General features: G+C 71.6%; 18 protein-coding genes and 3 tRNA genes. 10 read left to right on the top strand and 11 right to left on the bottom strand.

Annotated features, from left to right (window positions below):
• Positions 1 to 137: 137 nt before the first annotated feature.
• The 4 genes from ACFY0P_RS13620 to ACFY0P_RS13605 form a co-directional block, all read right to left on the bottom strand.
• The gene (locus ACFY0P_RS13620; protein ID WP_388911126.1) at positions 138 to 761 is read right to left on the bottom strand and encodes a class F sortase; all 624 of its coding nucleotides are present in this window, start codon (positions 759 to 761) and stop codon (positions 138 to 140) included.
• A 167-nt stretch (positions 762 to 928) separates the two neighbouring features.
• Positions 929 to 1,450, bottom strand: a complete 522-nt coding sequence (locus tag ACFY0P_RS13615; RefSeq protein WP_388911123.1) for a hypothetical protein — start codon at positions 1,448 to 1,450, stop codon at positions 929 to 931.
• Between the two features lie 459 nt (positions 1,451 to 1,909).
• Positions 1,910 to 2,575: a YceI family protein gene (locus tag ACFY0P_RS13610; protein ID WP_388911120.1), complete on the bottom strand. Its 666-nt coding sequence runs from the start codon at positions 2,573 to 2,575 to the stop codon at positions 1,910 to 1,912.
• Between the two features lie 253 nt (positions 2,576 to 2,828).
• On the bottom strand, positions 2,829 to 4,472 hold the full coding sequence (locus ACFY0P_RS13605; RefSeq protein WP_388911117.1) for a M4 family metallopeptidase: 1,644 nt from the start codon (positions 4,470 to 4,472) through the stop codon (positions 2,829 to 2,831).
• 137 nt (positions 4,473 to 4,609) lie between these two features.
• Between ACFY0P_RS13605 and ACFY0P_RS13600 the strand changes: the two genes are divergently transcribed.
• Positions 4,610 to 5,044 carry a gamma-glutamylcyclotransferase family protein gene (locus tag ACFY0P_RS13600; RefSeq protein WP_388911114.1) on the top strand — a complete coding sequence of 145 codons (435 nt, stop codon included), beginning with the start codon at positions 4,610 to 4,612 and terminating at the stop codon, positions 5,042 to 5,044.
• A gap of 600 nt (positions 5,045 to 5,644) precedes the next feature.
• Positions 5,645 to 6,955 carry an AMP-binding protein gene (locus ACFY0P_RS13595; RefSeq protein WP_388911111.1) on the top strand — a complete coding sequence of 437 codons (1,311 nt, stop codon included), beginning with the start codon at positions 5,645 to 5,647 and terminating at the stop codon, positions 6,953 to 6,955.
• A gap of 19 nt (positions 6,956 to 6,974) precedes the next feature.
• Here ACFY0P_RS13595 and ACFY0P_RS13590 read toward each other — a convergent pair whose 3' ends face one another.
• On the bottom strand, positions 6,975 to 7,655 hold the full coding sequence (locus tag ACFY0P_RS13590) for a vancomycin high temperature exclusion protein (RefSeq protein ID WP_388911108.1): 681 nt from the start codon (positions 7,653 to 7,655) through the stop codon (positions 6,975 to 6,977).
• A 165-nt stretch (positions 7,656 to 7,820) separates the two neighbouring features.
• Here ACFY0P_RS13590 and ACFY0P_RS13585 point away from each other — a divergent pair, with 165 nt between their 5' ends.
• The 5 genes from ACFY0P_RS13585 (at position 7,821) to ACFY0P_RS13565 (ending at position 14,935) form a co-directional block, all read left to right on the top strand.
• Positions 7,821 to 8,555 (top strand): sirohydrochlorin chelatase, encoded by a 735-nt coding sequence (locus ACFY0P_RS13585; protein ID WP_388911105.1) that lies wholly within the window; start codon positions 7,821 to 7,823, stop codon positions 8,553 to 8,555.
• 239 nt (positions 8,556 to 8,794) lie between these two features.
• Entirely contained in the window at positions 8,795 to 10,075 is a 1,281-nt protein-coding gene (locus ACFY0P_RS13580) for a deoxyguanosinetriphosphate triphosphohydrolase (RefSeq protein ID WP_388911102.1), read from the top strand.
• A 158-nt stretch (positions 10,076 to 10,233) separates the two neighbouring features.
• On the top strand, positions 10,234 to 11,496 hold the full coding sequence (locus ACFY0P_RS13575; RefSeq protein ID WP_388911099.1) for an NAD(P)/FAD-dependent oxidoreductase: 1,263 nt from the start codon (positions 10,234 to 10,236) through the stop codon (positions 11,494 to 11,496).
• Positions 11,497 to 11,621: 125 nt separating this feature from the next.
• A complete protein-coding gene (gene dnaG / locus ACFY0P_RS13570; protein WP_388911095.1) occupies positions 11,622 to 13,541 on the top strand; it encodes a DNA primase in 1,920 nt (639 codons plus the stop codon).
• Positions 13,542 to 13,645: 104 nt separating this feature from the next.
• Positions 13,646 to 14,935, top strand: coding sequence for an RNA polymerase sigma factor (locus ACFY0P_RS13565; RefSeq protein WP_388911092.1), 1,290 nt, complete (start codon positions 13,646 to 13,648; stop codon positions 14,933 to 14,935).
• 205 nt (positions 14,936 to 15,140) lie between these two features.
• On the opposite strand, the gene ACFY0P_RS13560 is transcribed toward ACFY0P_RS13565, so the two are convergent.
• The 4 genes from ACFY0P_RS13560 to ACFY0P_RS13545 all read right to left on the bottom strand — a co-directional run bounded on the left by ACFY0P_RS13560 (position 15,141) and on the right by ACFY0P_RS13545 (position 20,893).
• A complete protein-coding gene (locus ACFY0P_RS13560; RefSeq protein WP_388911089.1) occupies positions 15,141 to 17,069 on the bottom strand; it encodes an ABC transporter ATP-binding protein in 1,929 nt (642 codons plus the stop codon).
• Positions 17,069 to 18,802, bottom strand: a complete 1,734-nt coding sequence (locus tag ACFY0P_RS13555; RefSeq protein WP_388911086.1) for an ABC transporter ATP-binding protein — start codon at positions 18,800 to 18,802, stop codon at positions 17,069 to 17,071. The genes ACFY0P_RS13560 and ACFY0P_RS13555 overlap by 1 nt, the downstream gene beginning before the upstream one ends.
• Positions 18,803 to 18,956: 154 nt before the next feature.
• Positions 18,957 to 20,411 carry an FGGY family carbohydrate kinase gene (locus ACFY0P_RS13550; protein WP_388911082.1) on the bottom strand — a complete coding sequence of 485 codons (1,455 nt, stop codon included), beginning with the start codon at positions 20,409 to 20,411 and terminating at the stop codon, positions 18,957 to 18,959.
• Positions 20,412 to 20,587: 176 nt separating this feature from the next.
• A complete protein-coding gene (locus tag ACFY0P_RS13545; RefSeq protein ID WP_388911078.1) occupies positions 20,588 to 20,893 on the bottom strand; it encodes a YtxH domain-containing protein in 306 nt (101 codons plus the stop codon).
• A gap of 132 nt (positions 20,894 to 21,025) precedes the next feature.
• On the opposite strand from ACFY0P_RS13545, the gene ACFY0P_RS13540 reads away from it, so the two are divergent.
• The 3 genes from ACFY0P_RS13540 (at position 21,026) to ACFY0P_RS13530 (ending at position 21,442) form a co-directional block, all read left to right on the top strand.
• Positions 21,026 to 21,098: transfer RNA gene (locus ACFY0P_RS13540), tRNA-Asn, on the top strand.
• Positions 21,099 to 21,103: 5 nt separating this feature from the next.
• A tRNA-Asn gene (locus ACFY0P_RS13535) sits at positions 21,104 to 21,176 on the top strand.
• 189 nt (positions 21,177 to 21,365) lie between these two features.
• Positions 21,366 to 21,442, top strand: a tRNA-Ile gene (locus tag ACFY0P_RS13530).
• A gap of 354 nt (positions 21,443 to 21,796) precedes the next feature.
• Here ACFY0P_RS13530 and ACFY0P_RS13525 read toward each other — a convergent pair.
• Complete coding sequence (locus tag ACFY0P_RS13525; protein ID WP_388911075.1) at positions 21,797 to 22,681, bottom strand: helix-turn-helix domain-containing protein; 885 nt, start codon at positions 22,679 to 22,681, stop codon at positions 21,797 to 21,799.
• A 108-nt stretch (positions 22,682 to 22,789) separates the two neighbouring features.
• Entirely contained in the window at positions 22,790 to 23,653 is an 864-nt protein-coding gene (locus ACFY0P_RS13520) for a CocE/NonD family hydrolase (protein WP_388911072.1), read from the bottom strand.
• Between the last annotated feature and the right edge of the window lie 43 nt (positions 23,654 to 23,696).

Below are 23,696 nucleotides of genomic sequence, written 5' to 3'. Positions count from 1 at the left end.
GGCGGTGGTGTTGGCGGCGGCGGTGCGATGGTGGGGCGGTGGGGCCGGTTACGCGGGGCAGCGGTTGTGTACGTCGTCCCCGGACCGCGGTCGGTGACCGACTGCGGGTGGGCGGCCGCCGGTCAGTCGGTTGCCCGTCACCGGCTGCCCGTCAGGTGGGCGAAGACGACGACGTTCCCCTGGTAGCCGGTCGTGCGCGAGTAGCCGCCGCCGCAGGTGATGACGCGGAGCTCGGGGCGTTTCGCGGCGCCGTACACCTTCTCGTCGGGGAAGTCGCGGGCCTGGTAGACCTCCACCGCGTCGACGCTGAACACGGCGACGCTTCTGTCCTGCCGGTCCACCTCGATGGTCGCGCCGCGCTTGAGGGCGCCGAGGTCGTAGAAGACGGCGGGGCCCGCGGTGTTGTCGACGTGGCCGGCGACGATCGCGGTGCCCGTCTCGCCGGGGGTGGTGCCGGCCTCGTACCAGCCGGCGAGGTTCTTCTGCCCGGCGGGCGGGACGTCGAGGCTGCCCGACGGGGTGAGGGCGAGGCCCATGAGGGGGGCGTCCACGCGGATGGCGGGGATACGGATGCGGGTGGGCGGGGACGGGGGCAGCGCGGGGGCTTCGAGGCGTTCCTCGCCGGGATCGGGGCGGCCCTCGGCGGCGGACGGCTGGGGCGGCGCGGTGTGCGGTCCGCTGCCGGGGCCGAGCAGCCACACGCCGGAGCCCAGGGCCATGACGGTCACGGCGGCTATCGCGGTGTCCCCGATCCTGCGCATGCGAACCCCTCTCCCTGAGGTCGGAGGCTGTAACGAGGGGGCGGGACGGCAGAGGCGGTGAGAGCCTCTGGCGATCGTGACCCCCTCCCCCTCCGGGCCGCGAGGGGCGTCGGACCCGGAGGGGGTGGGATGTGCGGTACCGGCGGACGGACAGCGGAGGGTGTCCGTCAGATCACATCGCCTCTCGCCCGGCGATGCAGGAGCCAGGTACCGCCCGCGGCGGCGACGGCCAGAGCCGCCACGCCCGCCGCGGTCTGCACGGGGTCGGAGCCAAGAGCACCACCGACCCCCGTCTTCACACTGCCGTGGGGCTGCACCTGCCCCGCGGCCGGCGTCAGTGCCACCACCAGGTCCCCGGTCACCTGCCGGTTCCCCTCGGCGCACTTCGCGACGATCTCGTACGTCCCCGGTTGCGCACTCGACGGCACCTGGAACTGCCCGATCGCCTCGCCCTCGTGCGTACTGGGCGCAAGGGTGAACTGGCCGGCGCCCACCGAACTGGCGTCCCCGACCGCCGTTCCCTTCTCGCCGCACGCCGCCGTGTTCACGGTGACCTGGCCGCCCGCCGCCGCGGTCGACGGGTACACGTCGAGGCTGCCGGTGCCGCCGCCGTACGCCGGCGCGACGGCGAGTCCGGCCGTGGCCACGGCCAGCGCGGTCCCGGTCACCAGACGGGCGGTGCGTCGCATGGTGCTCCCTCGGTCGAGGTCGTCCACTCCCTTGCTCTACCGAGGTAAAAGCCAACCGCCCGGGCCCGCTCCCTGAGACCCCGTCAGTTTTGGGATGAACGGGTGTCACGGCGGGGGGTCGGGAAGCCGGTTGAGGACGGATTCGGGCAGGTCAAGGGGGCTGCGCGAGCACTGGTATGAAGAACACACGAACGGCGGGGGGCGGGGGGAGTGAACGGGTGACCCCTCTCTGGGGCGGGCGGCCACGGCGAGTGGCCGGGACGGCCGGCCGCGGCGCGCGGCCGGGGCGCGCGGCCGCGGCGGGGGGCGACGACGTCGATACGGTCGCGGAGGCGGAGGCGAGGCCTCGACCCGCGCGGTGGGCGGCCACGCGTGAAACGCCATGTGTGCGGGAGGGGGGTCACCGTTCGGGTGTCGCATGCGTGACCGAAGGCGGACGGCCGGGTCGCATCTGCGGCGCTACGGCATCCCCTGCCCGCCCTCCGGCACCGTCCGGATCGCCGCGATGTCGAACTGCAGCCGCACCGTCTCGCTCACCATCGCCCCGCCCTCCGCCAGCCGGGAGTTGTAGGCCAGCCCCCAGTCCATGCGGTTGATGGTGGTGGTGCCGTCGAAGCCGACGCGCTGGTAGCCGAAGGGGTCCGTGACGTTGCCGATGTAGGTGAGTTCCAGGTCCACCGGGCGCGTCGTCTCCTTGATGGCGAGGTCGCCGGTCATGACGTAGACGTCCGGCGCTTTCAGGCGTACCGCCGTGCTCTGGAAACGCATCCGGGGATAGGTCGCCGAGTCGAGGAAGTCGCGCCCCACCAGATGGGCGTCCCGCTGCTCCACGCCCGTGTCGACGCTGCCCGTGGACAGGATGATCTCCGCTTGGGAACGGGACGGGTCGCGGCCGTCGAAGTAGAGGCGGCTCTTGTACTCGGTGAAGGCCCCGCGGACCGTCGTCACCATGGCGTGCCGGACCGAGAAACCGATTCTGCTGTGTGCCGGGTCGATGATCCATTCGCCGGTGAGGGCGGCGAGGGCGGGGTCGAGGAGCACGGGGGCCGAGGTGGGGGCGGCTGCCGGGCGCGGGGGGAGCGTGGGAGTGCGCCGGGACGTGTGGGGGCGGCTGAACAAGTTCATGATTTATCTAGTTAGTCCACGCGGGGAATTGCCGCAAGTGGCCCTCAGGCCAATGGAGTTCGGGAATTCGGCGGGCCGTCACCGAAACTGCACATCATCGCCATCGGATCCACTCGGGAAGCGCGGTGACAGGGCTCGGTATTCCCGAATTCCGCGATTCCTTGAATTGCGCTATTCCCCGTTGTCTGGGGTGTATGTGACGGCCGCCCCGGTTCGTTCGCGGGGCGGACGCCTCACCTCTGTGCGCCGTGCCTCAGTTCACGTTCACCGCGCTCCACGCCGCCGCCACCGCGTTGTACTCCGTGCTGCCGTTGCCGTACAGGTCCTTCGCCGCGTTCAGCGTCGCCGTCCGCGCGCCCGCGTAGTTCGTCGAGGACGTCATGTAGACGGTCAGCGCGCGGTACCAGATCGCGCCCAGCTTGTCGCGGCCGATACCGGTGACCGTCGAGCCGTTGTACGTCGGGGAGTTGTAGCTCACGCCGTTGATGGTCTTCGCGCCGCTGCCTTCCGCGAGCAGGTACGCGAAGTGGTTGGCGACGCCCGACGAGTAGTGCACGTCCAGGTTCCCCACCGACGAACTCCAGTAGTCCGCCGAACTCCCGTCCTTCGACGGCTGGTCCATGTACCGCAGTGCCGTCTTGCCGAAGCCGGAGCGGACGATCTTCTCGCCGATCAGGTAGTCGCCCGGGTCGCTGGAGTTGTTGGCGTACCACTCCACCAGCGTGCCGAGGATGTCGGAGGTCGCCTCGTTCAGGCCGCCGGACTCGCCCGAGTACGTCAGCGCGGCCGTCTTGGAGGTGACCCCGTGCGTCATCTCGTGGCCGGCCACGTCGAGGGCCACCAGCGGGCCGAAGGTCGTCCCGTCACCGTCGCCGTACGTCATGCAGAAGCAACTGTCGTCCCAGAAGGCGTTGTTGTAGCTGTTGCCGTAGTGGACGCGGTTGTACGAGCCCTTGCCGTCGCCCGCGATGCCGTTGCGGCCGTGGACGTTCTTGTAGTAGTCCCAGGTCTCGTTGGTGCCGTACTGGGCGTCGACCGCGGCCGACGAGCGGTCGGAGGTGGCGCCCGTGCCCCAGTGGTTGTCGGCGTCCGTGAACACCGTCGACGGCGCCCGGCTGATGCAGATGCCGAAGATGCACAGGTCCGTCTTGTTCGCCGCGTCCCCGGTGTAGGTGTTGCCGCGGGTGGGGTCGGTGAGGTTGTACGTCGAACCGGACTGCGTCGTCTCCAGCGGGACCGTGCCGCTGTACAGCGACTTGCCGTCGCCGGTCGCCGTCTCGATGCTGTCCCAGGCGTCGATCTGGGCGCCGGTGCGGGCGTCCGTCAGCACCGTGCGGGCGACCGGGTTGCCGAGTGAGTCCTTGCCGACGGCGTTGGTGCGCCAGGCCAGCTTCGGGGTGCCGTGCAGGGCGTCGACGACCAGCTCCGGCTTGGCCCGCACCTGCTTCAGCGCGTCGCCGAGGTTGGCCGCCCGCAGCGCGTTCACCGCGAGGTCGGCGGCCTTCGGGGCGGAGACGTCCGGGACGATCGACGCCAGGGATATCCGGCTCCGGGTCGCCCGGTCGGCGCTGCGGTACGCGCCGTCCGACTTGAGGTGGACGACGAAGTCGCCGCCCAGGACGGGGAGGTCGCGGTACGTGCGGTCGTAACGGACGTGCTGGGTGCCGCTCTTGTCCACGATCACGTCACGGACCGCGGTGCCCTCGGTGGACGTGAGGCCCAGGGCGGTGGCGTGCTGGACGAGCGCCTGCGCCGCGTTCGCGATCGCGGTGGCCCGGGTCGGTCTGGCGTCGGCGTGGGCGGCGGGGGAGAGCGCGGCTGCCAGCAGGGTCGCGGTGGTGAGGGCGACGCCGGCCGTGGCGAGACGGGATGCTCGGGTGTTCCGTGTCCGGCTCATCGGTCTCCTTGGAGGTGCGCCTCGAAGGCGTGGGGTGGCGCTGATGACCACTGAGATTTAAGAGGCCATGACATGTCATGTCCATAGCGCCTCCATGGAGATGTGTGTGGAGGTGGAGGGGGTGGAGAATCCTTTCTGTGACCACCCGGAACCCCCGCCACCTCCCGTTCTTCGTCTACGGCACGCTCCGCCCCGGCGAGGTCAACCACGACGCGTACCTGCGGGGGCGGACGGAGACCGAGGAACCCGGCCGTCTCGACGGCGCGGTGCTCTACGACGGGCCCGGCTACCCCTACGCCGTCGAGGAGCCCGGGCCGGCGGCGGTGCGCGGCGAACTCGTCACCGCGCGCCCCGAGTCGTACGACCGACTCCTCCTGGAACTCGACGCGTTGGAGGAGTGCGTGCCTCAGGACCCGGCGAGCCTGTACGTGCGCGTCGCGCGGGACGTCGTACGGCTGCGGGACGGGGCCGCGGTCCGGGCCTGGGTGTACGTCGCCGGGCCAGTCGTGGCCGGGAAGCTGCGCACCGACGGGCGGCGCATCGACGGCGGCGACTGGCTGGGCCACGGCTGACCGGCAGGGGCAGGGGCGGGGGCAGGGGCAGGGGCGGGGCAGGGGCAGCAGCGGGGACACGGGCGGAGGCCTCGACGCCCCCCGATGGGCAGGGGCGCCCCCCGATGGGCAGGGGCGACAGGACCATCCCGCTCTGCGGGGCGCAGTGCGGGTGCGGGTGGCGTCGAGTCGGTCTCCACGTCGCTCAGCGTGCTTCCGGTGTGTCACGTCCCGTGCCGGACCCGTGTGGCACGGCCGAAGCGGTCAACTCCCCGCCGTATCCCAGCCATCGTGAGAACCGATACCGGGCCGGCGGCTGCCGGTCCCGGGCCCGGCTCGGGGCTGATGGGCGCGTGGTCAGCCGCTGCCCCCTTCTCGCAGGGCCCCCGTGCGTGGCTCATTCCCCACCCCGTTGGCCGGTCCCACCCCGTTGAGTCTTCAAAAGACGCGACTACAGTCGTCGTCGGCCCCGCTCGCCCCGCGGATCCGGTAAGCCCCGCACCCCCTTCAGATCCCCGTAAGACCCCGCACGGCGCTCGACACACCGCCCTGACCGGGCCCCGCCGCTCCCGGACTCGGCCTCCCCCCACTCGAAAGAGCCAGCCAGGAGGTCTCCGAGCCATGCCTCTGCGTCACCTCACCCCCCGCGACCAGCACCTCTTCTGGCAGTACGGCCGCGGCGCCGACGTACCCGTCCACGAACCGCTCGTCCACCGCGCCATCGAACGGCATGCCATCGCCCACCCCCACGCCGTCGCCGCCGAACACCACGGCGCGACCCTCACCTACGGCGAACTCGACCGCTACGCCGGTGCCCTCGCCGCCCGGCTGGTTCGCGAGGGCGTCCGTCCCGGTGACCACGTCGGCCTGTTCGCGCGCCGCTCCATCCCGACGCTGGTCGGCCTGTTGGCCGTCCTCAAGGCGGGCGCCGCCTACGTCCCGCAGGACATCGGCCGCACACCCCCGGACCGGCTCGCCCACGTCATCCGCACCGCTCGTACCCGGGTGATCCTCACCCAGAAGGAACACGTCCCGCGCGTCCCCCTCCCGGCCGGCCACCGGCTGATCGCCCTCGACGACCCGGCGCCGTACGATCCCGGCCCCGTGCCGCTGCTGCCGCCGCACCCCGACGGCGGCTGCTGCGTCCTCTTCGTCCCCGGGACCGCCGGCCGGCACACCCACGGCGTGCGGCTCACCCACCGCAACATCGCCAACCTGCTGCTCACCGAACCCGGCGGGCTCGGCATCCGCCCCGGCGACCGCGTCGCCCAGCTCCTCGGCATCGCCTCCGGCCCGGCCGCCTGGGAGATCCTCGGCTGCCTGACCCACGGCGCCACCCTGGCCATCCGCGGCAAGGAGGCCGAGCCAACGGCCCGCGCCGCGACCGTCCTGATCGCCACCCCGGCCGTGCTGTCAGGCATCGACCCCGCCGACTGCCCGCGCGTCCGCACGGTCGCCGTCGCCGGGGAACCCTGCCCGCGCCCGCTCGCCGACCGCTGGTCGCGCCGGGCCGCCCTCTTCCACTGCCGCGGGCCGGTCGAGGCGACCCTCGTGACCACCATGGGCCGCCACACCCCGGTCGCCGGCCGCCCGGCCACCGGCCGCCCCACCCCCAACAACACCGTGTACGTCCTCGGCCCCGACCGTCGGCCGCTGCCCATCGGCGAGGCCGGCGAGGTGTGGGCGGGCGGCGACTCGGTCTCGGCCGGCTATCTCGGCGACGACGCCCTGAACGCCGAGCGGTACGCCCCCGACCCGTTCCTCGGCGCGGGCCGCGCCATGTTCCGCACCCGCGGCCTCGGCCGCTGGACCCCCGACGGCGACCTCGAACACCTCGGCCGGCCCGCCGAACGGGTCGGGCCGCCCGGCAAACGGCCACTGCTCCGGCTCGCCGGGGAGCGCACGGCAGGCACGGTGACGGTCACCCGATGAGGACCACGGCGGCGCGACCCTAGTGCCGCGCCGCGGCCAGGGCCTCGGCAACCCCTGGTTCCTTCTTCCCCAGGAACCGGGGGTTCGGGTCGAAGAGCACGTCGAGGGCGGCCTTGCCCGCCGCGAAGACCTCCCGCGTCCCCCCGTAGTACCAGGTCGCGTCGTGCTTGGCGTCGACCCCGACCCCGTACGACGTCACCCCCGCGGCCTCGCACAGCGCCACCGCACGCCGGATGTGGAACCCCTGGCTGATCAGCACGGCCCGGTCCACACCGAAGATCTTCTTCGCGCGGACGCAGGAGTCCCAGGTGTCGAAGCCGGCGTAGTCGCTGACGATGCGCTTGCCGGGGACGCCGTGCGCGGTCAGGTAGGTGCGCATGGCGTCCGGCTCGTCGTAGTCCTTCCGGCTGTTGTCCCCGGTGACGAGGACGACCTTGACACGGCCCTCCTTGTACAGCGTCGCCGCCGCGTTCAGGCGGTTCGCGAGGTACGGCGAGGGCTCGCCGTCCCACAGGCCCGCGCCGAAGACGACCGCGACGTCGGCGCGCGGCACGTCCGCCACCGTGTGCAGCCGGCCCGCCGTGGAGACGTAGAGCCAGGTGGCCGGCAGCAGCGCCAGCACGCATGCGGCCATCACGCCCTGCACCAGACGCCGCCGGCCGGTGCGGGTCCGCGGCAGCCGTGGTCGGCGGATCTTCATACGCCTGTTCCCCCCTTCGCTCCCCCTCCGGGCTCCGACCATGGAGGACGCAGCGCGGGACGTTCCGGTTCGCTCACAGCGTGCGGGTGCGTACCGTGAAGCGCCGGAAAACACTCGTGACGGTCAGGCAACGGGTGCGCAACCTCGCCCGGCGAGGATCTTCGCATGACGGTGACCGACCTCTCCCCGCGCCCCGGCCCGCCCGCCCTGGTCCTGGTGGCCCACGGCAGCCGCGACCCGCGCGCGCTCAGCACCGTGCGGGCGCTCATGGACCGGGTGCGCGCCCTGCGCCCCGGCCTGCCCGTGCACCTCGGTCACATCGAGCTGAACGAGCCGCTGCTCCCGGACACCCTCGCCGCCCTGGGGGGCGCCGAGGCCGTCCTCGTACCGCTCCTCCTCGGCCGCGGCTACCACGTCAAGCGGGACATCCCGGAGATGGCGGCCGCCGCCACCGCCCGGACGCGCGTCGCCGCCCCGCTGGGACCGCACCCCCTCCTGGCCGACACCCTGCACGCCCGCCTGCGGGAGGCGGGCTGGCGCCCGAGGCCCGCGAGCGCCGTGGTCCTGGCGGCGGCGGGTTCCCGCGACCCCGACGCCAGGATCGACACCCACCGCATGGCCGACCTCCTCGCCGCCCGCCTGGGCGTCCCGGTCCTCCCGGCCTACGCCTCCGCGGCGGCCCCGACGGTCCCGGAAGCGGTCGCCGCTCTGCGGGCAAGGGGCCGCCACCGCATCGCCCTCGCCTCCTACTTCACGGCCCCCGGCCGCTTCGCCACCGAGTGCGCGGCACAGGCCCCGGGGATCGCCTCGGCGCCCCTGGGCGCCCACGACGCGATGGCCGAGCTGGTCATCCACCGGTACGAACGGGCACTGGGAACGCCGGTGACTGTGGCCGCCTAGGGGGGCGTGGATCGCTGCGGGTGCGTGGGGGCTTGTCGCGCAGTTCCTCCCCCAGCCTTCGGCCGGGGGTACCCCCAGCGCCCCTTTCGGGTCGGCCCAGTGGACCCACCTTCTCGGGGGCGCGGGGAACTGCGCGACCAACCACAACGCACCCGCAGCCGCAGACGTACCCCGACCCGGCAGACGAGTAGGCGCCCCACAACCCCCGTTTTGTCACCATCAACCCGTAGTGTCGAACCATGGCAGCCCCCGCACCCGCGCCTATTTCGGCCTACGACCCGGCGTCAGCCGACCGCTGGGCCCCCGAACCCGACAAACGCCCCGGCCGCACCGCCTTCCAGCGCGACCGCGCCCGCATCCTCCACTCCGCCGCCCTCAGAAGGCTCGCCGGCAAGACCCAGGTCGTCACCCCCGGCACCTCCGCCCAGGCGTGGGACGCCAGCCCCCGCACCCGCCTCACCCACTCCCTCGAATGCGCCCAGGTCGGCCGGGAACTGGGCGCGGCCCTCGGCTGCGACCCCGACCTCGTGGAGGCCGCCTGCCTCTCCCACGACCTCGGCCACCCGCCCTTCGGCCACAACGGCGAACACGCGCTGAACGAGTTCGCGGACGACTGCGGCGGCTTCGAGGGCAACGCCCAGTCCCTGCGGCTCCTCACCCGCATCGAACCCAAGCGGTTCACCCCCGAGGGCTCCGTCGGCCTCAACCTCACCCGCGCCGCCCTGGACGCGGCCACCAAGTACCCGTGGCCGCGCGGCGCGCACCCCACCGCCCCGGCGTCCCCCAAGTTCGGTGTGTACGAGGACGACCGGCCGGTCTTCGACTGGGTCCGCAAGGAGGCCCCCGGCACCCGCACCTGTTTCGAGGCCCAGGTGATGGACTGGTCGGACGACGTCGCCTACTCCGTGCACGACGTCGAGGACGGCCTGCACGCCGGTCACATCGACCCCGACTGCCTGCACGCGGAGCCGGAACGGCAGGAGGTGTTCGCCGTCGCCGTCGGCCTGTACGTGCCCGCCGGCACCGACCCCGCCGAACTCGCCGCCGCGCTCGACCGGCTCCAGGACGAGGAGTGGTGGCCGCACGGCTACGACGGCAGCGCGGTCGCCCAGGCCCGCCTCAAGGACGCCACCAGCCAGCTCATCGGCCGGTTCTGCCTGGCCGCGGAGGGCGCCACCCGCGAGGCGTACGGCGGCGGCCGGCTCACCAGGTACGGCGCCGAACTCGTCGTACCGCGCGAGGCCAGGATGGAGTGCGCGGTGCTCAAGGCCATCGCCCACCGGTACGTCATGCAGCGCGCCGAGCAGGAGCGGCTCCGCGCCGACCAGCGGGTCGTCGTCGCCGAACTCGCCGAGGCGCTCACCGACCGCGCGCCCGACGGACTCGACCCGCAGTTCCGGGCGCTGTTCGACGCGGCAGGCGACGACCACGCCCGCAAGCGCGTGATCGTCGATCAGATCGCGTCGCTCACCGACGCCTCCGCGCGGTCGCTGCACGCGCGACTGACGGGAGGTATGTGAACACTTTGTGACTCTCCGCGACTCCCTCTGGCCTGATCGGGGCAAGATCGCGTAAGCGGGGGTCACTCCCTCTTCCCGCATCACGCTGCGTGCGGGAGGCTCACAGTGCGGCGCATGTGGGCGGCATATGTGGCGGCACCCTTACGAGGAGGCATCAAGTGGTCGACGCGGACCAGACTTTCGTCATCGTAGGAGGCGGACTCGCCGGCGCGAAGGCGGCCGAGACGCTCCGAGCCGAGGGCTTCAGCGGCCGGGTGATACTGATCTGCGACGAGCGCGACCACCCCTACGAGCGGCCGCCGCTGTCCAAGGGCTACCTGCTCGGCAAGGCCGAACGCGACAGCGTCTTCGTGCACGAGCCCGCCTGGTACGCGCAGCACGACATCGAACTGCACCTCGGCCAGACCGTGGACCGCATCGACCGCGCCGCGAAGACCGTCCGGTTCGGCGACGACGGCACGCTGGTCCGCTACGACAAGCTGCTGCTCGCCACCGGAGCGGAGCCGCGCCGCCTCGACATCCCCGGCACCGACCTGGCCGGCGTCCACCACCTGCGCCGCCTCGCGCACGCCGAACGCCTCAAGGGCGTCCTCGCCGCGCTCGGCCGGGACAACGGCCACCTCGTCATCGCGGGCGCCGGCTGGATCGGCCTGGAGGTCGCGGCGGCGGCCCGGACGTACGGCGCCGAGGTCACCGTCATCGAACACGGGCCGACCCCGCTGCACAGCGTGCTCGGGCCCGAACTGGGCAACGTCTTCGCCCAGCTGCACGAGGAGCACGGGGTCCGCTTCCACTTCGGGGTGCGGCTCACCGAGATCATCGGCCAGGACGGCATGGTGCTCGCCGCGCGCACCGACGACGGCGAGGAGCACCCGGCGCACGACGTCCTCGCCGCGATCGGCGCGGCCCCGCGGGTCGGGCTGGCCGAGGCGGCCGGGCTCGAGCTGGCCGACCGGGCGTCCGGCGGCGGCATCGTGGTCGACGAACGGCTGCGGACGTCCGACCCGGACATCTACGCGGCCGGCGACGTGGCCGCCTTCCCGCACGCGCTGTTCGACACGAGGCTCCGCGTGGAGCACTGGGCCAACGCGCTGAACGGCGGCCCGGCGGCGGCCCGCTCGATGCTGGGACAGGACGTCACGTACGACCGGGTGCCCTACTTCTTCACCGACCAGTACGACCTCGGCATGGAGTACAGCGGGTGGGCGCCGCCCGGGTCGTACGACCAGGTGGTGATCCGGGGGGACGCGGGGAAGCGGGAGTTCATCGCGTTCTGGGTGAAGGAGGGGCGGGTGCTGGCCGGGATGAACGTGAACGTGTGGGATGTCACAGAGCCGATCCAGCGGCTGATCACTTCGGGGGCTGTCGTGGACACCGATGCCTTGGCGGATCCTCACGTGCCGTTGGAATCGCTCGCCTAAGGGGCTGCGGGGTTCTGTCGTCTCGCGGGTGCGGGTGGTGGGTGGCTGCTCGCGCAGTTTTCCGCGCCCCTGAAGGGGCGCTCCAGCGCGCCGGAGTTGTCACGGCACCCCCGTAGAATTCACCCGTGGCTGGACGGATCAATGACGAGGATGTGAAGGCGGTACGGGACGCGGTCCCGATCGACGCCGTCGTGTCCGAGTACCTCCAGCTGCGCAACGCGGGCGGCGGGAACCTCAAGGGCCTGTGCCCGTTCCACGACGAGAAGTCGCCGTCCTTCCAGGTCAGCCCGAGCAAGGGACTCTTCCACTGCTTCGGCTGCCAGGAGGGCGGCGACACCCTCACCTTCGTGATGAAGGTCGACCACCTCTCCTTCTCGGAGGCGGTCGAGCGGCTGGCAGCCCGGGCCGGCATCACCCTGCGCTACGAGGAGGGCGGGTACAACCCGTCCCACCAGCGCGGTGAGCGCATCCGCCTGATCGAGGCGCACAAGATCGCCGCCGTCTGGTACGCCGAGCAGCTCGCGACCAGCCCCGAGGCCGAGACCGGCCGGGTCTTCCTCGCCGAGCGCGGCTTCGACCAGGCCGCCGCCGTCCACTTCGGCGTCGGCTACAGCCCGCAGGGCTGGGACCACCTCACCCGCTACCTGCGCGGCCAGGGCTTCACCGACAAGGAGCTGCTGCTGTCCGGCCTGTCGCAGGAAGGGCGGCGCGGGCCCATCGACCGCTTCCGGGGCCGCCTGATGTGGCCCATCCGGGACATCGGCGGCGAGGTCGTCGGCTTCGGCGCCCGCAAGCTCTACGAGGCGGACAACGGGCCCAAGTACCTCAACACGCCCGACACCGCGATCTACAAGAAGTCCCAGGTCCTGTACGGCATCGACCTCGCCAAGCAGCACATCGCGAAGGCCAGCCGCGCGGTCGTGGTCGAGGGCTACACGGACGTCATGGCCTGCCACCTGGCCGGGGTGACGACCGCGATCGCCACCTGCGGTACGGCCTTCGGCGGCGAGCACATCAAGATCCTGCGGCGCCTGCTGATGGACAACGGCTCGGCCCGCGTGATCTTCACCTTCGACGGCGACGCGGCCGGGCAGAAGGCGGCCCTGCGCGCCTTCGAGGACGACCAGAAGTTCGCCGCCGAGACGTACATCGCCATCGCCCCCGACGGCATGGACCCCTGCGAGCTGCGCCTCGCCAAGGGCGACGAGGCGGTCGCCGACCTGACCGAACCCCGCACCCCGCTCTTCGAGTTCGCACTCCGCCAGATCGTCGCCCGCTACGACCTGGACACCCCCGCGGGCCGCGCGGCCGCCCTCGACGAGGCGGCGCCGGTCGTCGCCCGGATCAAGAACAGCGGCGCCCAGCACGAGGTCGCCGTCCAGCTCGCCGGCATGCTCGGCATCCTCGACACCCAGTTCGTGGTGAAGCGGGTGGCCCAGCTGGCCCGTTGGGCCCGCGAGAAGGGCGGCGGCGGTGGCCGGGGTACCGGCGGCCCGGCGCGCGCCCCGCAGCAGCCGTCGTACGGCAACGGTGCGGCCCGCCCCGCCGTCTCCGGACCCGCCCTCAACCTCCGCAACGCCGTCTACGCCACCGAGCGCGAGCTGCTGAAACTCGCCCTCCAGCGCCCCGAGCTGGTCTCCCCGGCCTTCGACGCGTACGGCATCGACGAGTTCACCGCCGAGCCCTACGCGGCCGTGCGCCGGACCATCATGGAGGCGGGCGGCGCCGCGTACGGGGTGCAGGACCCGCAGGAGTACCTGGTCCGCGTCCGCGAGGCGGCCGCCGACGACGCGGTCCGCGCGATGGTCACGGAGCTCGCCGTCGAGGCGATCATGCGCCGCACGGTCGACGAGAACTACGCGGGCGAGCAACTCGTGACCGTCCGCCGCCGCGCCGTCGACCGCCGTATCCACGAGATCCAGATCACCCTCACCCGCCTCGGCAACGGTGGCGACCCGGCCGAACTCGCCTCCGTGCAGAACGAGTTGTGGGTGCTCCAGCAGTACGGGCAGGCACTGCGCGAGCAGGGTCCGGCGGCCCTCTGAGCCCCGGCCGGCCGGCAGGATAACCGGGCGGTCACGGACCGGACGCAAAAAGTCACCGCACGCCCCTCGTGGCGGCGATGTGTCTTACCCCACACTGGGGTGCGGTGCCTGAGTCCTCGGAGCGCGGCCGGCCCGTCCCGGACGGGTCCCACACCCCCGCCGTTCCACTCATCGCGTACGGGACGGACAGCGGCGAGGCCGTCGTCTCCGCCCCCGAAGTACCGCTGCCGTACCCCCTGGCAGCGATCATCCTGGAGGTCGCCCCCGTGCAGACCCAGACCCTGACCCAGACAGACAGCAGCACGCTCACCGACGAGCCGGACGCCGATACCGGCGGCCCTGCCGGCGTACCGCCGCAGAGCCGGGCCGCGCTGCACCCCGAGACCGAACCGGAGGGCCCGCCCCCGGAGGAACTCGCGGCCGACGCGGAGCCCGAGCCCGAGCCCGCCGAGCCGCGGGCCGCCGCCCGCGCCGACACCGGTGGCCCCTCCTCGGACCTGTTCCGCCAGTACCTGCGCGAGATCGGCCGCATCCCGCTGCTCACCGCCGCCGAGGAGGTCGAACTCGCCCGCCGCGTCGAGGCCGGCCTGTTCGCCGAGGAGAAACTGGGCAGCACCCCCGACCTCGACAGCGAGCTGGCGCTGGACCTGGACCGGCTGGTCGTCATGGGCCGCATGGCCAAGCGCCGCCTCATCGAGGCGAACCTGCGGCTGGTGGTGTCGGTCGCGAAACGGTACGTCGGCCGCGGCCTGACCATGCTCGACCTGGTACAGGAGGGCAACCTCGGCCTGATCCGCGCCGTGGAGAAGTTCGACTACGCCCGCGGCTACAAGTTCTCGACGTACGCGACCTGGTGGATCCGCCAGGCCATGTCCCGCGCCCTCGCCGACCAGGCACGCACCATCCGCGTCCCCGTGCACGTGGTGGAGCTGATCAACCGGGTCGTCCGCGTCCAGCGCCGGATGCTCCAGGAACGGGGCTACGAGCCGACGCCCGACGAGGTCGCCGCGCACCTGGATCTGGCGCCGGAGCGGGTGGGCGAGGTGCTGCGGCTGGCGCAGGAGCCGGTGTCCCTGCACGCGCCGGTGGGCGAGGAGGACGACGTCGCCCTCGGTGACCTCATCGAGGACGGCGACGCGGCGAGCCCGGTCGAGTCGGCGGCGTTCCTGCTGCTGCGGGAGCACCTGGAGGCGGTGCTGTCGACGCTCGGGGAGCGGGAGCGGAAGGTGGTCCAGCTGCGGTACGGCTTGGCCGACGGCCGTCCTCGGACGCTGGAGGAGATAGGCCGGATCTTCGGCGTGACGCGGGAGCGGATCCGGCAGATCGAGTCGAAGACCTTGAACAAGCTGCGGGACCACGCCTTTGCGGATCAGCTGAGGGGTTACCTGGACTGACGCCGGGTGCGGGTGCGTGGGGGCTGGTCGCGCAGTTCCCCGCGCCCCTAAAAGACAAAGACCTAGCTGCGGGCAGTCGTGCCTCCCCCAGTGCCTTAAGGGCCTGGGAGGTGCCCCCAGGGCGGCACGGGTGGGCGCAGCGGCACCCGGCAAGCGCCGGTGAGCGTCCCCACCCGTGCCCAGCCCCCAGCGGCCGGTGCCGGACTCAGTCGACCTCGGCCACCGCCTGCGCGAACTGCGCCTTGTACAGCCGGGCGTACGCCCCGTCCGCGGCCAGCAGCTCGGCATGCGCGCCCTGTTCCACGATCGAGCCGTTCTCCATCACCAGGATGGTGTCCGCGTCCCGGATCGTCGACAGCCGGTGGGCGATGACGAACGACGTCCGGCCGTCCGCCAGTTTGGCCATCGCCTTCTGGATCAGGACCTCCGTGCGCGTGTCGACCGACGACGTCGCCTCGTCGAGGACGAGGATCGTCGGGTCGGACAGGAAGGCGCGCGCGATGGTGATGAGCTGCTTCTCACCGGCGCTGACGCCCGTGCCCTCGTCGTCGATGACCGTGTCGTAGCCGTCGGGGAGCGTACGGACGAACCGGTCCGCGTGGGCCGCCCGCGCCGCCTCCTCGATCTCGCCGCGGGTGACCTCGCGCGCGGCGCCGTACGCGATGTTCTCCGCGATGGAGCCCCCGAACAGCCAGGTGTCCTGGAGCACCATGCCGATGCCGGCGCGGAGTTCGTCCCGGGACATGTGGGTGATGTCGACGCCGTCGAGGGTGATCCGGCCGCCGGAGACGTCGTAGAACCGCATGAGGAGGTTGACCAGCGTGGTCTTGCCGGCGCCGGTCGGACCGACGATCGCGACCGTGTGGCCCGGTTCCACCGTCAGGGAGAGGTCCTCGATCAGCGGCTTCTCCGGGTCGTACCGGAAGGAGACGTGCTCCAGGGCGACCCGGCCGCGCAGTTCGGCGGGGCGCTCGCCGGGGACCGGGTCGGCCTCCTGCTCCTCCGCGTCGAGGAGTTCGAAGATCCGCTCGGCGGAGGCGACACCGGACTGCACCAGGTTGGCCATGGAGGCGACCTGGGTCAGCGGCATCGAGAACTGCCGGGAGTACTGGATGAAGGCCTGGACGTCGCCGATGGAGAGCGCGCCCGACGCGACCCGCAGGCCGCCGACGACCGCCACCAGCACGTAGTTCAGGTTCGACACGAACATCATCAGCGGCTGCATCACACCGCTGTTGAACTGCGCCTTGAACCCGGCCTCGTACAGCGCCTCGTTCTGCTCGGCGAACTGCTGCGCCGACTCCTCCTGCCGGCCGAACACCTTCACCAGGGTGTGCCCGGTGTACATCTCCTCGACGTGGGCGTTCAGCTTGCCGGTGGAGCGCCACTGCTGCACGAAGTGCGGCTGCGAGCGCTTGCCGATGCGGGTCGCGACCAGGAAGGACAGCGGCACGGTGACCAGGGCCACCAGCGCCAGGATCCAGGACACCCAGAACATCACCGCGAGGACGCCGATGATGGTGAGCAGCGAGTTGATGAGCTGGCCCATCGACTGCTGGAGCGTCTGGCCGATGTTGTCGATGTCGTTGGTGGCGCGGGAGAGGACCTCGCCGCGCTGCCGCTTGTCGAAGTAGGAGAGCGGCAGGCGGGACAGCTTCGCCTGGACGTCCTCGCGCAGCCGGTACATCGTCCGGTTGACGGACCGGTTGACCAGCCGGGTCGCCACCGCCATCAGCAGGCCGGCGACGACGTAGGTACAGAGCGCGAACAGCAGGACGTTGCCGACCTGGTCGAAGTCGATGCCCTTGCCCGGGGTGAAGTCGGTGCTCTTGAGCATGTCGGCGACCGTGTCCTGGCCGCGGTCGTGCATGCCCTGGAGGACTTGCTCCTTGGTGGTCCCGGCGGGCATCTGCTTGCCGATGACACCGGCGAAGACCAGGTCGGTGGCCCTGCCGAGGATCTTGGGGCCGATCACGTTGAGGGCGACGCTCGCGACGACGCAGAACAGCAGCAGGTAGATGGTGAGCTGTTCGGGTTTGAACCGGGCGAGGAGCCGTTTGCCCGAGTTCTTGAAGTCCATCGAGCGCTGGTCGGGGCCGCCCCCGGCCATCATGCGTCCCATGGGCCCGGCCATCAGGCAGCCTCCGCTTCCGTGAGCTGGGAGAGCACGATCTCCCGGTAGGTCTCGTTGCCGGCCATGAGTTCGTGGTGGCGGCCGGTGCCGACGACGCGTCCCTCGTCGAGGACGACGATCCGGTCGGCGTCTCTGATGGTCGCCACCCGCTGGGCGACGATGACGACGGTCGCCTCGGCCGTCTCCTGGGCGAGCGCGGCGCGCAGGGCGGCGTCGGTCGCGTAGTCGAGGGCGGAGAAGGAGTCGTCGAAGAGGTAGATCTCCGGGCGCTGCACGAGCGTCCGGGCGATGGCGAGGCGCTGACGCTGGCCGCCGGAGACGTTCGTACCGCCCTGGGCGATGGGCGCGTTCAGCCCGCCCTCCAGCTTGGAGACGAAGCCCTTGGCCTGCGCCACCTCCAGCGCCTGCCACAGCTCCTCGTCGGTGGCGTCCGGGTTGCCGTAGCGCAGGTTGGTCGCCACGGTGCCGGCGAACAGGTACGGCTTCTGCGGGACCATGCCGACCGTCTGCGCGAGCAGCTTCGGGTCGAGGCCCGAGACGTCCTCGCCGTCCACGAGGACCTGACCGTCCGTGGCGTCGAAGAGGCGTGCGACCAGCCCGAGCAGGGTGGACTTTCCGCTGCCGGTGGAGCCGATGACCGCGGTCACCTCGCCGGGCCGGGCGACCAGGTCGACGGCCTTGAGCACCGGTTCCTCGGCACCCGGGTAGCGGAATCCGGCGCCCCTGATCTCCAGGTGGCCGTGCCGGCGCAGCTCGGTGACCGGCGCGAGCGGCGGGACGACGCTGGACTCGGTGTCCAGGACCTCCTCGATGCGCTCGGCGCAGACCTCCGCGCGCGGCACCATCATGAACATGAAGGTGGCCATCATCACGGACATCACGATCTGCATGAGGTAGGCGAGGAAGGCCGTCAGGTCACCGATGGCCATCCCGCCGCTGTCGATGCGATGAGCACCGAACCAGACCACGGCGATGGAAGAGACGTTCACCGTCGTCATGACGATCGGGAACATCAGCGCGAGCATGTTGCCGGTGGCCAGCTGCATCTCGGTCAGGTCCTTGTTGGCCTTGCCGAACCGGCCCTGCTCGTACTCGTCGCGGACGAACGCGCGGATCACCCGGTTGCCGGTGATCTGCTCGCGCAGCACCCGGTTCACCGTGTCGAGCCGTACCTGCATCGCCCGGAACAGCGGGCGCAGCCGCCGCACGATCAGGGTCACCGAGATGCCGAGCACGGGTACGACGGCGACCAGCACCCCGGACAGCGGAACGTCCAGGCCGAGGGCGAGCACGATGCCGCCGACACACATGATGGGCGCCGACGCCATCAGGGTGAACGCCATCAGGACCAGCATCTGGACCTGCTGTACGTCGTTGGTCGTACGGGTGATGAGCGAGGGCGCCCCGAAGTGACCCACCTCACGTGCGGAGAAGGACTGCACCCGGTCGAAGACGGCGGCACGCACGTCCCGGCCGAGGGCGGACGCGGTCCTGGCGCCGTAGTAGACGGCACCGACGTTGCACACCACCTGAGCGAGCGAGATGCCGATCATCAGGGCGCCGAAGGACAGGATGTAATCCGTGTCACCCTTCACGACGCCGTTGTCGATGATGTGCGCGTTGAGCGTGGGCAGGTAGAGAGTGGCGCAGGTCTGCAGGAACTGCAGCAGCACCAGGATGGAGATGGGTTTCCGGTAGGGCCTGAGATAGGTCCGCAGAAGTCGTATGAGCACGCTACGTCTCTCGGAGTCGGCGGTGGGGTGGGCGGGGTCGCCTGCCCGAAGGGCGGGGTGTTTGCCCTAGGCCCCTATCGTCCGACACTCCACCCGTGTTACCTCAACCGATTAACCCGACGGCGGACATACGCCGCCGTACGTTTCGCGACGTTTACGACCGGAACGCCCCCGGATGGGCCTGCTCCCGCACCGAGATGAACTGCTGCCGCACCGCCTGCCCGACGGCCAGCTCGTCACCCGGCTCCAGCACCTGCGCCGCCGCGCCCTGCCACACCGGCGGGGTGCGCGGGTCCAGCGTCCCCTGCGAGACCCCGAGCGCCCAGGCCGCCTGCCGCGCGGCCCCGATCGCCGCGTAGTCGGCCGGCTGCGGTACGACGACCTGCGCGCCGAACAGCATCGGCGCCGCCGCCTGTACGGCCGGCAGCTCGGCGGCCTGTCCCAGCAGGAAGATCCGCCGCACCTCCGCACCCCGGCCGCGCAGCACGTCCAGCGCGTCGGCGAGACCGCAGAGCATGCCCTCGAAGGCGGCCCGTGCGAGATGCTCGGCCTTCATCGACTCCCGGCGCAGCCCGGCCAGCGTCCCGGCGGTGTGCGGCAGGTTCGGCGTCCGCTCACCCTCCAGGTAGGGCAGCATGACCAGCCCGTGCGACCCGGGCGTGGACTTCATCGCCAGGTCGGAGAGGGCCTCCAGATCGGCAAGACCGAGCAGTTCGGCGGTGCCGCGCAGGGCCCGTACGGCGTTGAGCGTGGTGACGACCGGCAGGTGCATGCCGGTGGCGTCGGCGAGCGAGGTGATCATCCCGGAGGTGTCGGCGAGCGCCTCGGTGTGCACGGCCATCACCGACCCCGAGGCGCCGAGCGACACCACGGCGTCCCCGAACCCGAGCCCCAGCCCGAAGGCGGCGGCCATGGTCTCGCCGGTCCCCGCGGAGATCAGCAGCCCCTCCGGGGTGGTACCGGCCGCGTCGGACGGGCCGATCACCTCGGGCAGCATCGCCTGGTGCCCCAGGGCGAGTTCGACGAGGTCGGGCCGGTAGCCGCCGGTGGCGGCCGACCAGTACCCGGTGCCGGAGGCCCCGCCGCGATCGGTGGTCCTCCTGACCGGCCGACCGAGCAGCTGCCACACCAGCCAGTCGTGGGCCTGCAACAGTACGGCGGTCCGGCGGGCGTTCTCCGGTTCGGTCTTGGCCAGCCAGCGCAGCTTGGTGACGGGTTGCGCGGCCTGCGGCACGCACCCCACCGCCTGCGCCCAGGCCTCCCGGCCGCCCAGCGCGTCGATGAGATCGGCGGCCGCGACCTGGGCGCGCTTGTCGCCGCCGACCATCGCGGGCCGGACGGTGTTGCCCTGGGCGTCCAGCGGGACCAGCGCGTTCTGCTGGGCGGAGACGCCGATGGCCTGCACGCCCTCCAGGAGCCCGCCCCCGGCGGCCTCGCCGAGGGAGAGCAGCCAGGCCTGCGGGTCGACGTCACTGGGGCGCGCCGCGCCGTCCGGCGTGTCGACCGGGTGCGGTGCGTATCCCTGGCGGAGCACCGCACCCGTGTCCGTGTCGCAGACCACGATGCGAGTGAAATCCGGTGAGCTGTCCAACCCGGCGACTATCCCCATGACCGAAATTCTGCCGCACGCTCCGCCGTGGTTCGGCCGTGGGCGCCGCAGGGGTTCGCGTGGATCCGCGGGTGCGGGCGCGTTGGGGCTGGTCGCGCCCACCCGGCGGAGCGCATATTCGGACATGGTCCCGCGCCCCTTGGGCGGGGAAGCCAGGCCGGCGCCGGACAGTGCTGTCAGGTGTTGCTGGTGCCCCAGTCGTCCCCGGCTGCGCCGTTCGTGTTGCGTTCGCGCAGGGAGCGGACCCGGGCGGCGACCGAGTCGGGCATGCGGTCGCCGACCTTCTCGCTCACCGTGTGGAAGGCCCGGCCGGCGTAGACGCGGCCCTGCTGGGCGGCGGTCTCGGCGGTGTTGCGGACGGCCGGGTTCTGGGCGACCTGGCGGGCCGACTTCTTCAGCTGTTCGTAGCGCTCGCGTCCGGCCCGCGTGCCGAGCACGTAACCCAGAGCGAGCCCGACGACGAACGTGAGCTTGTAACGCATGGCGGCCACCCTTCCGACGTGGGGGAGTACCGATTGGCGGAGCACCCCCCTGCTTGCGCTAATGTATGTGTCGCAGCGAGCGGGCGCCCCCTGGCGAATACCCAGGGAGGTACGTTCGATGCAACGAGGCATTCCTCCGTAGCTCAATTGGCAGAGCAGCCGGCTGTTAACCGGCAGGTTACTGGTTCGAGTCCAGTCGGGGGAGCTCGGTCCTCCGTAGCTCAATTGGCAGAGCAGCCGGCTGTTAACCGGCAGGTTACTGGTTCGAGTCCAGTCGGGGGAGCATGCTGAACGAGGACCCCTGCGGGGGTCCTTTTTCATGTGCGTTGCGCGTCCGCGGGAACCGCTGGGCCTGCACCGATGTCCTCAAGGTCGTGAACGTCGCAGTTCGCCGACCAGCCGAAGCAGGAGATCGTATGAGCGGCTATGCTGCGGCAGACGGCGCGCACACTTGTACGCGACACGCCGCTATGGGGCGGTAGCTCAGCCGGTTAGAGCAGCGGACTCATAATCCGTCGGCCGTGGGTTCGAGTCCCACCCGCCCCACCAGTGCAGGCCTCTGACCTGCGAAAACGTTCAATATGTCCTGTCGGATCGTCAACTTTGCCTGAACGGACTGAATCCGCTGCGCGCGGTTTCGGAGTCCGAGAGCACTCGGGAGAGCTTCAACCTTCCTGACCTGCGGCAGAGGAGGTGATCGCGGTTGTCGTTCGCCGTCCGGGCGGCTACCCCGAGGGCCGACGCCGGCCGGAGTCAGTCCGGGCGGCCGTCTGCGTGGCCGGACCACCAGGGCCGCGGTCATCGGGGTCGCGAGGGACTCCGCGCCGAACTCGCCGAGCCGGGGCTGACCGCCGGTTGTGCCCTCCCCGGGCCAGGGCCGAAAGGAGGACGGTGTGCCGTCCGTCAGGCCCGCTCGGGCTTCCCGGTGAGAGTTGCAGCGGGGCACAGACCGCGCAGGCTGTCCAGCTTCTCGGCGTCGTCGGTTCCGTTGTCGGCCGAGTAGGTGACGATACGGAGGTCGGAGCCGGGGACCATGAGGACGTCGAGGTCGAGGGCCAGGTCACCGACCAGGCGGTGCTCGATGGTCTTGCGGTCGCCGCCGTGGAGGCCTGCGGTCCCGTTGGACCACAGGCGGGCGAAGCGGGAGCTGGTGTGCAGCAGCCGGTCGACGAGTGCGGTGAGACGGGCGTCGTGGGGGTAGACCGCTGCCGTGACTCGCAGGTCGGCGACGAGGGACTCCTCCTCGGCCTCGTCGCCCGCCCAGGACCGTATCGGCCAGGCGGCGATGGAATCGACCCGGTGACCGCCGCTGGAACGGAACATCCCGGCGACGAGATTGCCCTGGTCCCAGCCGTAGGTACGGGGGTCGCCGACGGTGGTGGTCCACATCCGGTTCCAGCTGACCAGCGTCCAGTCGGCGGCGTAGACCGCGACCGGCGCATCGCTCAGCTGCCGGACGAGCCGATGCACCCTCGGCGGCACGTGCAGCGGTACACCGCCGCCGGCGGGCGGCGCGAGACTGGCGCAGCGGAACAGGTGGTCGCGCTCGGATGTGTCCAGCCGCAGGGCCCTGGCCAGGGCGGTGACGACCTGGGCGGAGGGATTGCGGGCGCGGCCCTGTTCGAGCCGCACCACGTAGTCGACCGACAGACCGGCCAGCCGGGCCAGTTCCTCGCGACGCAGACCGGGAATGCGCCGGGCGGCGTCGGTCTCCAGTCCGCTCGCCAGGGGCGAAAGGCGCTCCCGCCAGCCTCGCAGGGCGACGCCGAAGTGGTTCGTCGATGCCATGCGGTCATCATCGTTCGAATTCCCTGCCCGGACAGGACCTTCTTCTCACTTCTGGGTAAAGCCGGGGAGGGCCGGGGAGGCCTGGCGGTGCCCCCCCCCGGTACGGCCCTACCGGGGGCGCGGGCGTTCGTGCAGGTACAGCGCCGAGGGGTGCGACCGGTCGTGGTGGTAGGTGTCGGTCCCGGCTTTCTGGCCGTAGAAGTGGGTCATGGGGGCGTCGGTGATCAGTGAGTCCTGGTTGGTGATCTCCAGCCGGATGCGGTCGCCCGCACGGGCGAGGAACGACAGCGGCAGCATCTCGATGTGGAGTTCGTAGACCTTCCCGGACGGTGAGCGGCGACGCTGCCACTCGTCGTCCAGGGGCTGGGAGAGGACGTCGTAGACGAAGTCCTGCTTGTCGCCGATGTGGACGTCGATGCCGGCGATCTGGTGCTGGACCAGCACCGAGCCGAAGAGCCAGGTGCTCAGGAAACCCTGGACCGGTATGCCGCCTTGGTACATCCAGTCGCGGTACGTGTCGGTGGCGCCGTCGTACGCAACGATCGTCCGCAGGTGCGGCGGGCGGGTGCGGGCGGCGTTCCACTGGCTCCAGCAGTAGTGGGACATGCCGATCATGCCGATCGCGCCGGTGGACCATGCCTCGGCCGCGACGTGCTCGATCATGTCGTGGATGGCCTCGCCCTCACCGCGCGACACCGGGTCCCAGGTGCCCTCGGAGCGGCCGGTGCCGGGCACGTCCATGGCGACGTAGGCGTAGCCGTGGTCGAGGTAGAGCTGGATGGGGCCGTACTCGATGAACGGGAACACGGGGTGCGGCGGCAGGTGCCGCAGCGCCTTCTGGTAGGGGGAGGCGCCGAGGACGACCGGGAACGGCCCCTCGCTGTCGGCGGGAAGGTAGACGTCGGCGCGGACGAGATCTCCGGCGCGGGTGCGGACCTCGGTCTCGAAGGGCTCCACGTTCACATCGACCATGACGGTTGTGCTCCAGACTCTCCCGAAGTGTGCGGGGCGATCG

The sequence above is a fragment of the Streptomyces sp. NPDC001714 genome (assembly GCF_042892755.1).
In the GTDB taxonomy this organism is placed as follows: Bacteria; Actinomycetota; Actinomycetes; order Streptomycetales; family Streptomycetaceae; genus Streptomyces.
This window is presented reverse-complemented; position numbering and strand designations above follow the sequence as displayed.

What these genes read in the sequence shown, in the direction of transcription:
- ACFY0P_RS13525 (WP_388911075.1), bottom strand. Translation starts at nt 22,681, where the DNA reads ATGGCATCGACGAACCACTTCGGCGTCGCCCTGCGAGGCTGGCGGGAG.
- ACFY0P_RS13615 (WP_388911123.1), bottom strand. Translation starts at nt 1,450, where the DNA reads ATGCGACGCACCGCCCGTCTGGTGACCGGGACCGCGCTGGCCGTGGCC.
- ACFY0P_RS13545 (WP_388911078.1), bottom strand. Translation starts at nt 20,893, where the DNA reads ATGCGTTACAAGCTCACGTTCGTCGTCGGGCTCGCTCTGGGTTACGTG.
- ACFY0P_RS13590 (WP_388911108.1), bottom strand. Translation starts at nt 7,655, where the DNA reads ATGAAGATCCGCCGACCACGGCTGCCGCGGACCCGCACCGGCCGGCGG.
- ACFY0P_RS13610 (WP_388911120.1), bottom strand. Translation starts at nt 2,575, where the DNA reads ATGAACTTGTTCAGCCGCCCCCACACGTCCCGGCGCACTCCCACGCTC.
- ACFY0P_RS13580 (WP_388911102.1), top strand. Translation starts at nt 8,795, where the DNA reads ATGGCAGCCCCCGCACCCGCGCCTATTTCGGCCTACGACCCGGCGTCA.
- ACFY0P_RS13585 (WP_388911105.1), top strand. Translation starts at nt 7,821, where the DNA reads ATGACGGTGACCGACCTCTCCCCGCGCCCCGGCCCGCCCGCCCTGGTC.
- ACFY0P_RS13595 (WP_388911111.1), top strand. Translation starts at nt 5,645, where the DNA reads ATGCCTCTGCGTCACCTCACCCCCCGCGACCAGCACCTCTTCTGGCAG.
- ACFY0P_RS13550 (WP_388911082.1), bottom strand. Translation starts at nt 20,411, where the DNA reads ATGGGGATAGTCGCCGGGTTGGACAGCTCACCGGATTTCACTCGCATC.
- ACFY0P_RS13620 (WP_388911126.1), bottom strand. Translation starts at nt 761, where the DNA reads ATGCGCAGGATCGGGGACACCGCGATAGCCGCCGTGACCGTCATGGCC.
- ACFY0P_RS13605 (WP_388911117.1), bottom strand. Translation starts at nt 4,472, where the DNA reads ATGAGCCGGACACGGAACACCCGAGCATCCCGTCTCGCCACGGCCGGC.
- ACFY0P_RS13560 (WP_388911089.1), bottom strand. Translation starts at nt 17,069, where the DNA reads ATGGCCGGGCCCATGGGACGCATGATGGCCGGGGGCGGCCCCGACCAG.
- ACFY0P_RS13520 (WP_388911072.1), bottom strand. Translation starts at nt 23,653, where the DNA reads ATGGTCGATGTGAACGTGGAGCCCTTCGAGACCGAGGTCCGCACCCGC.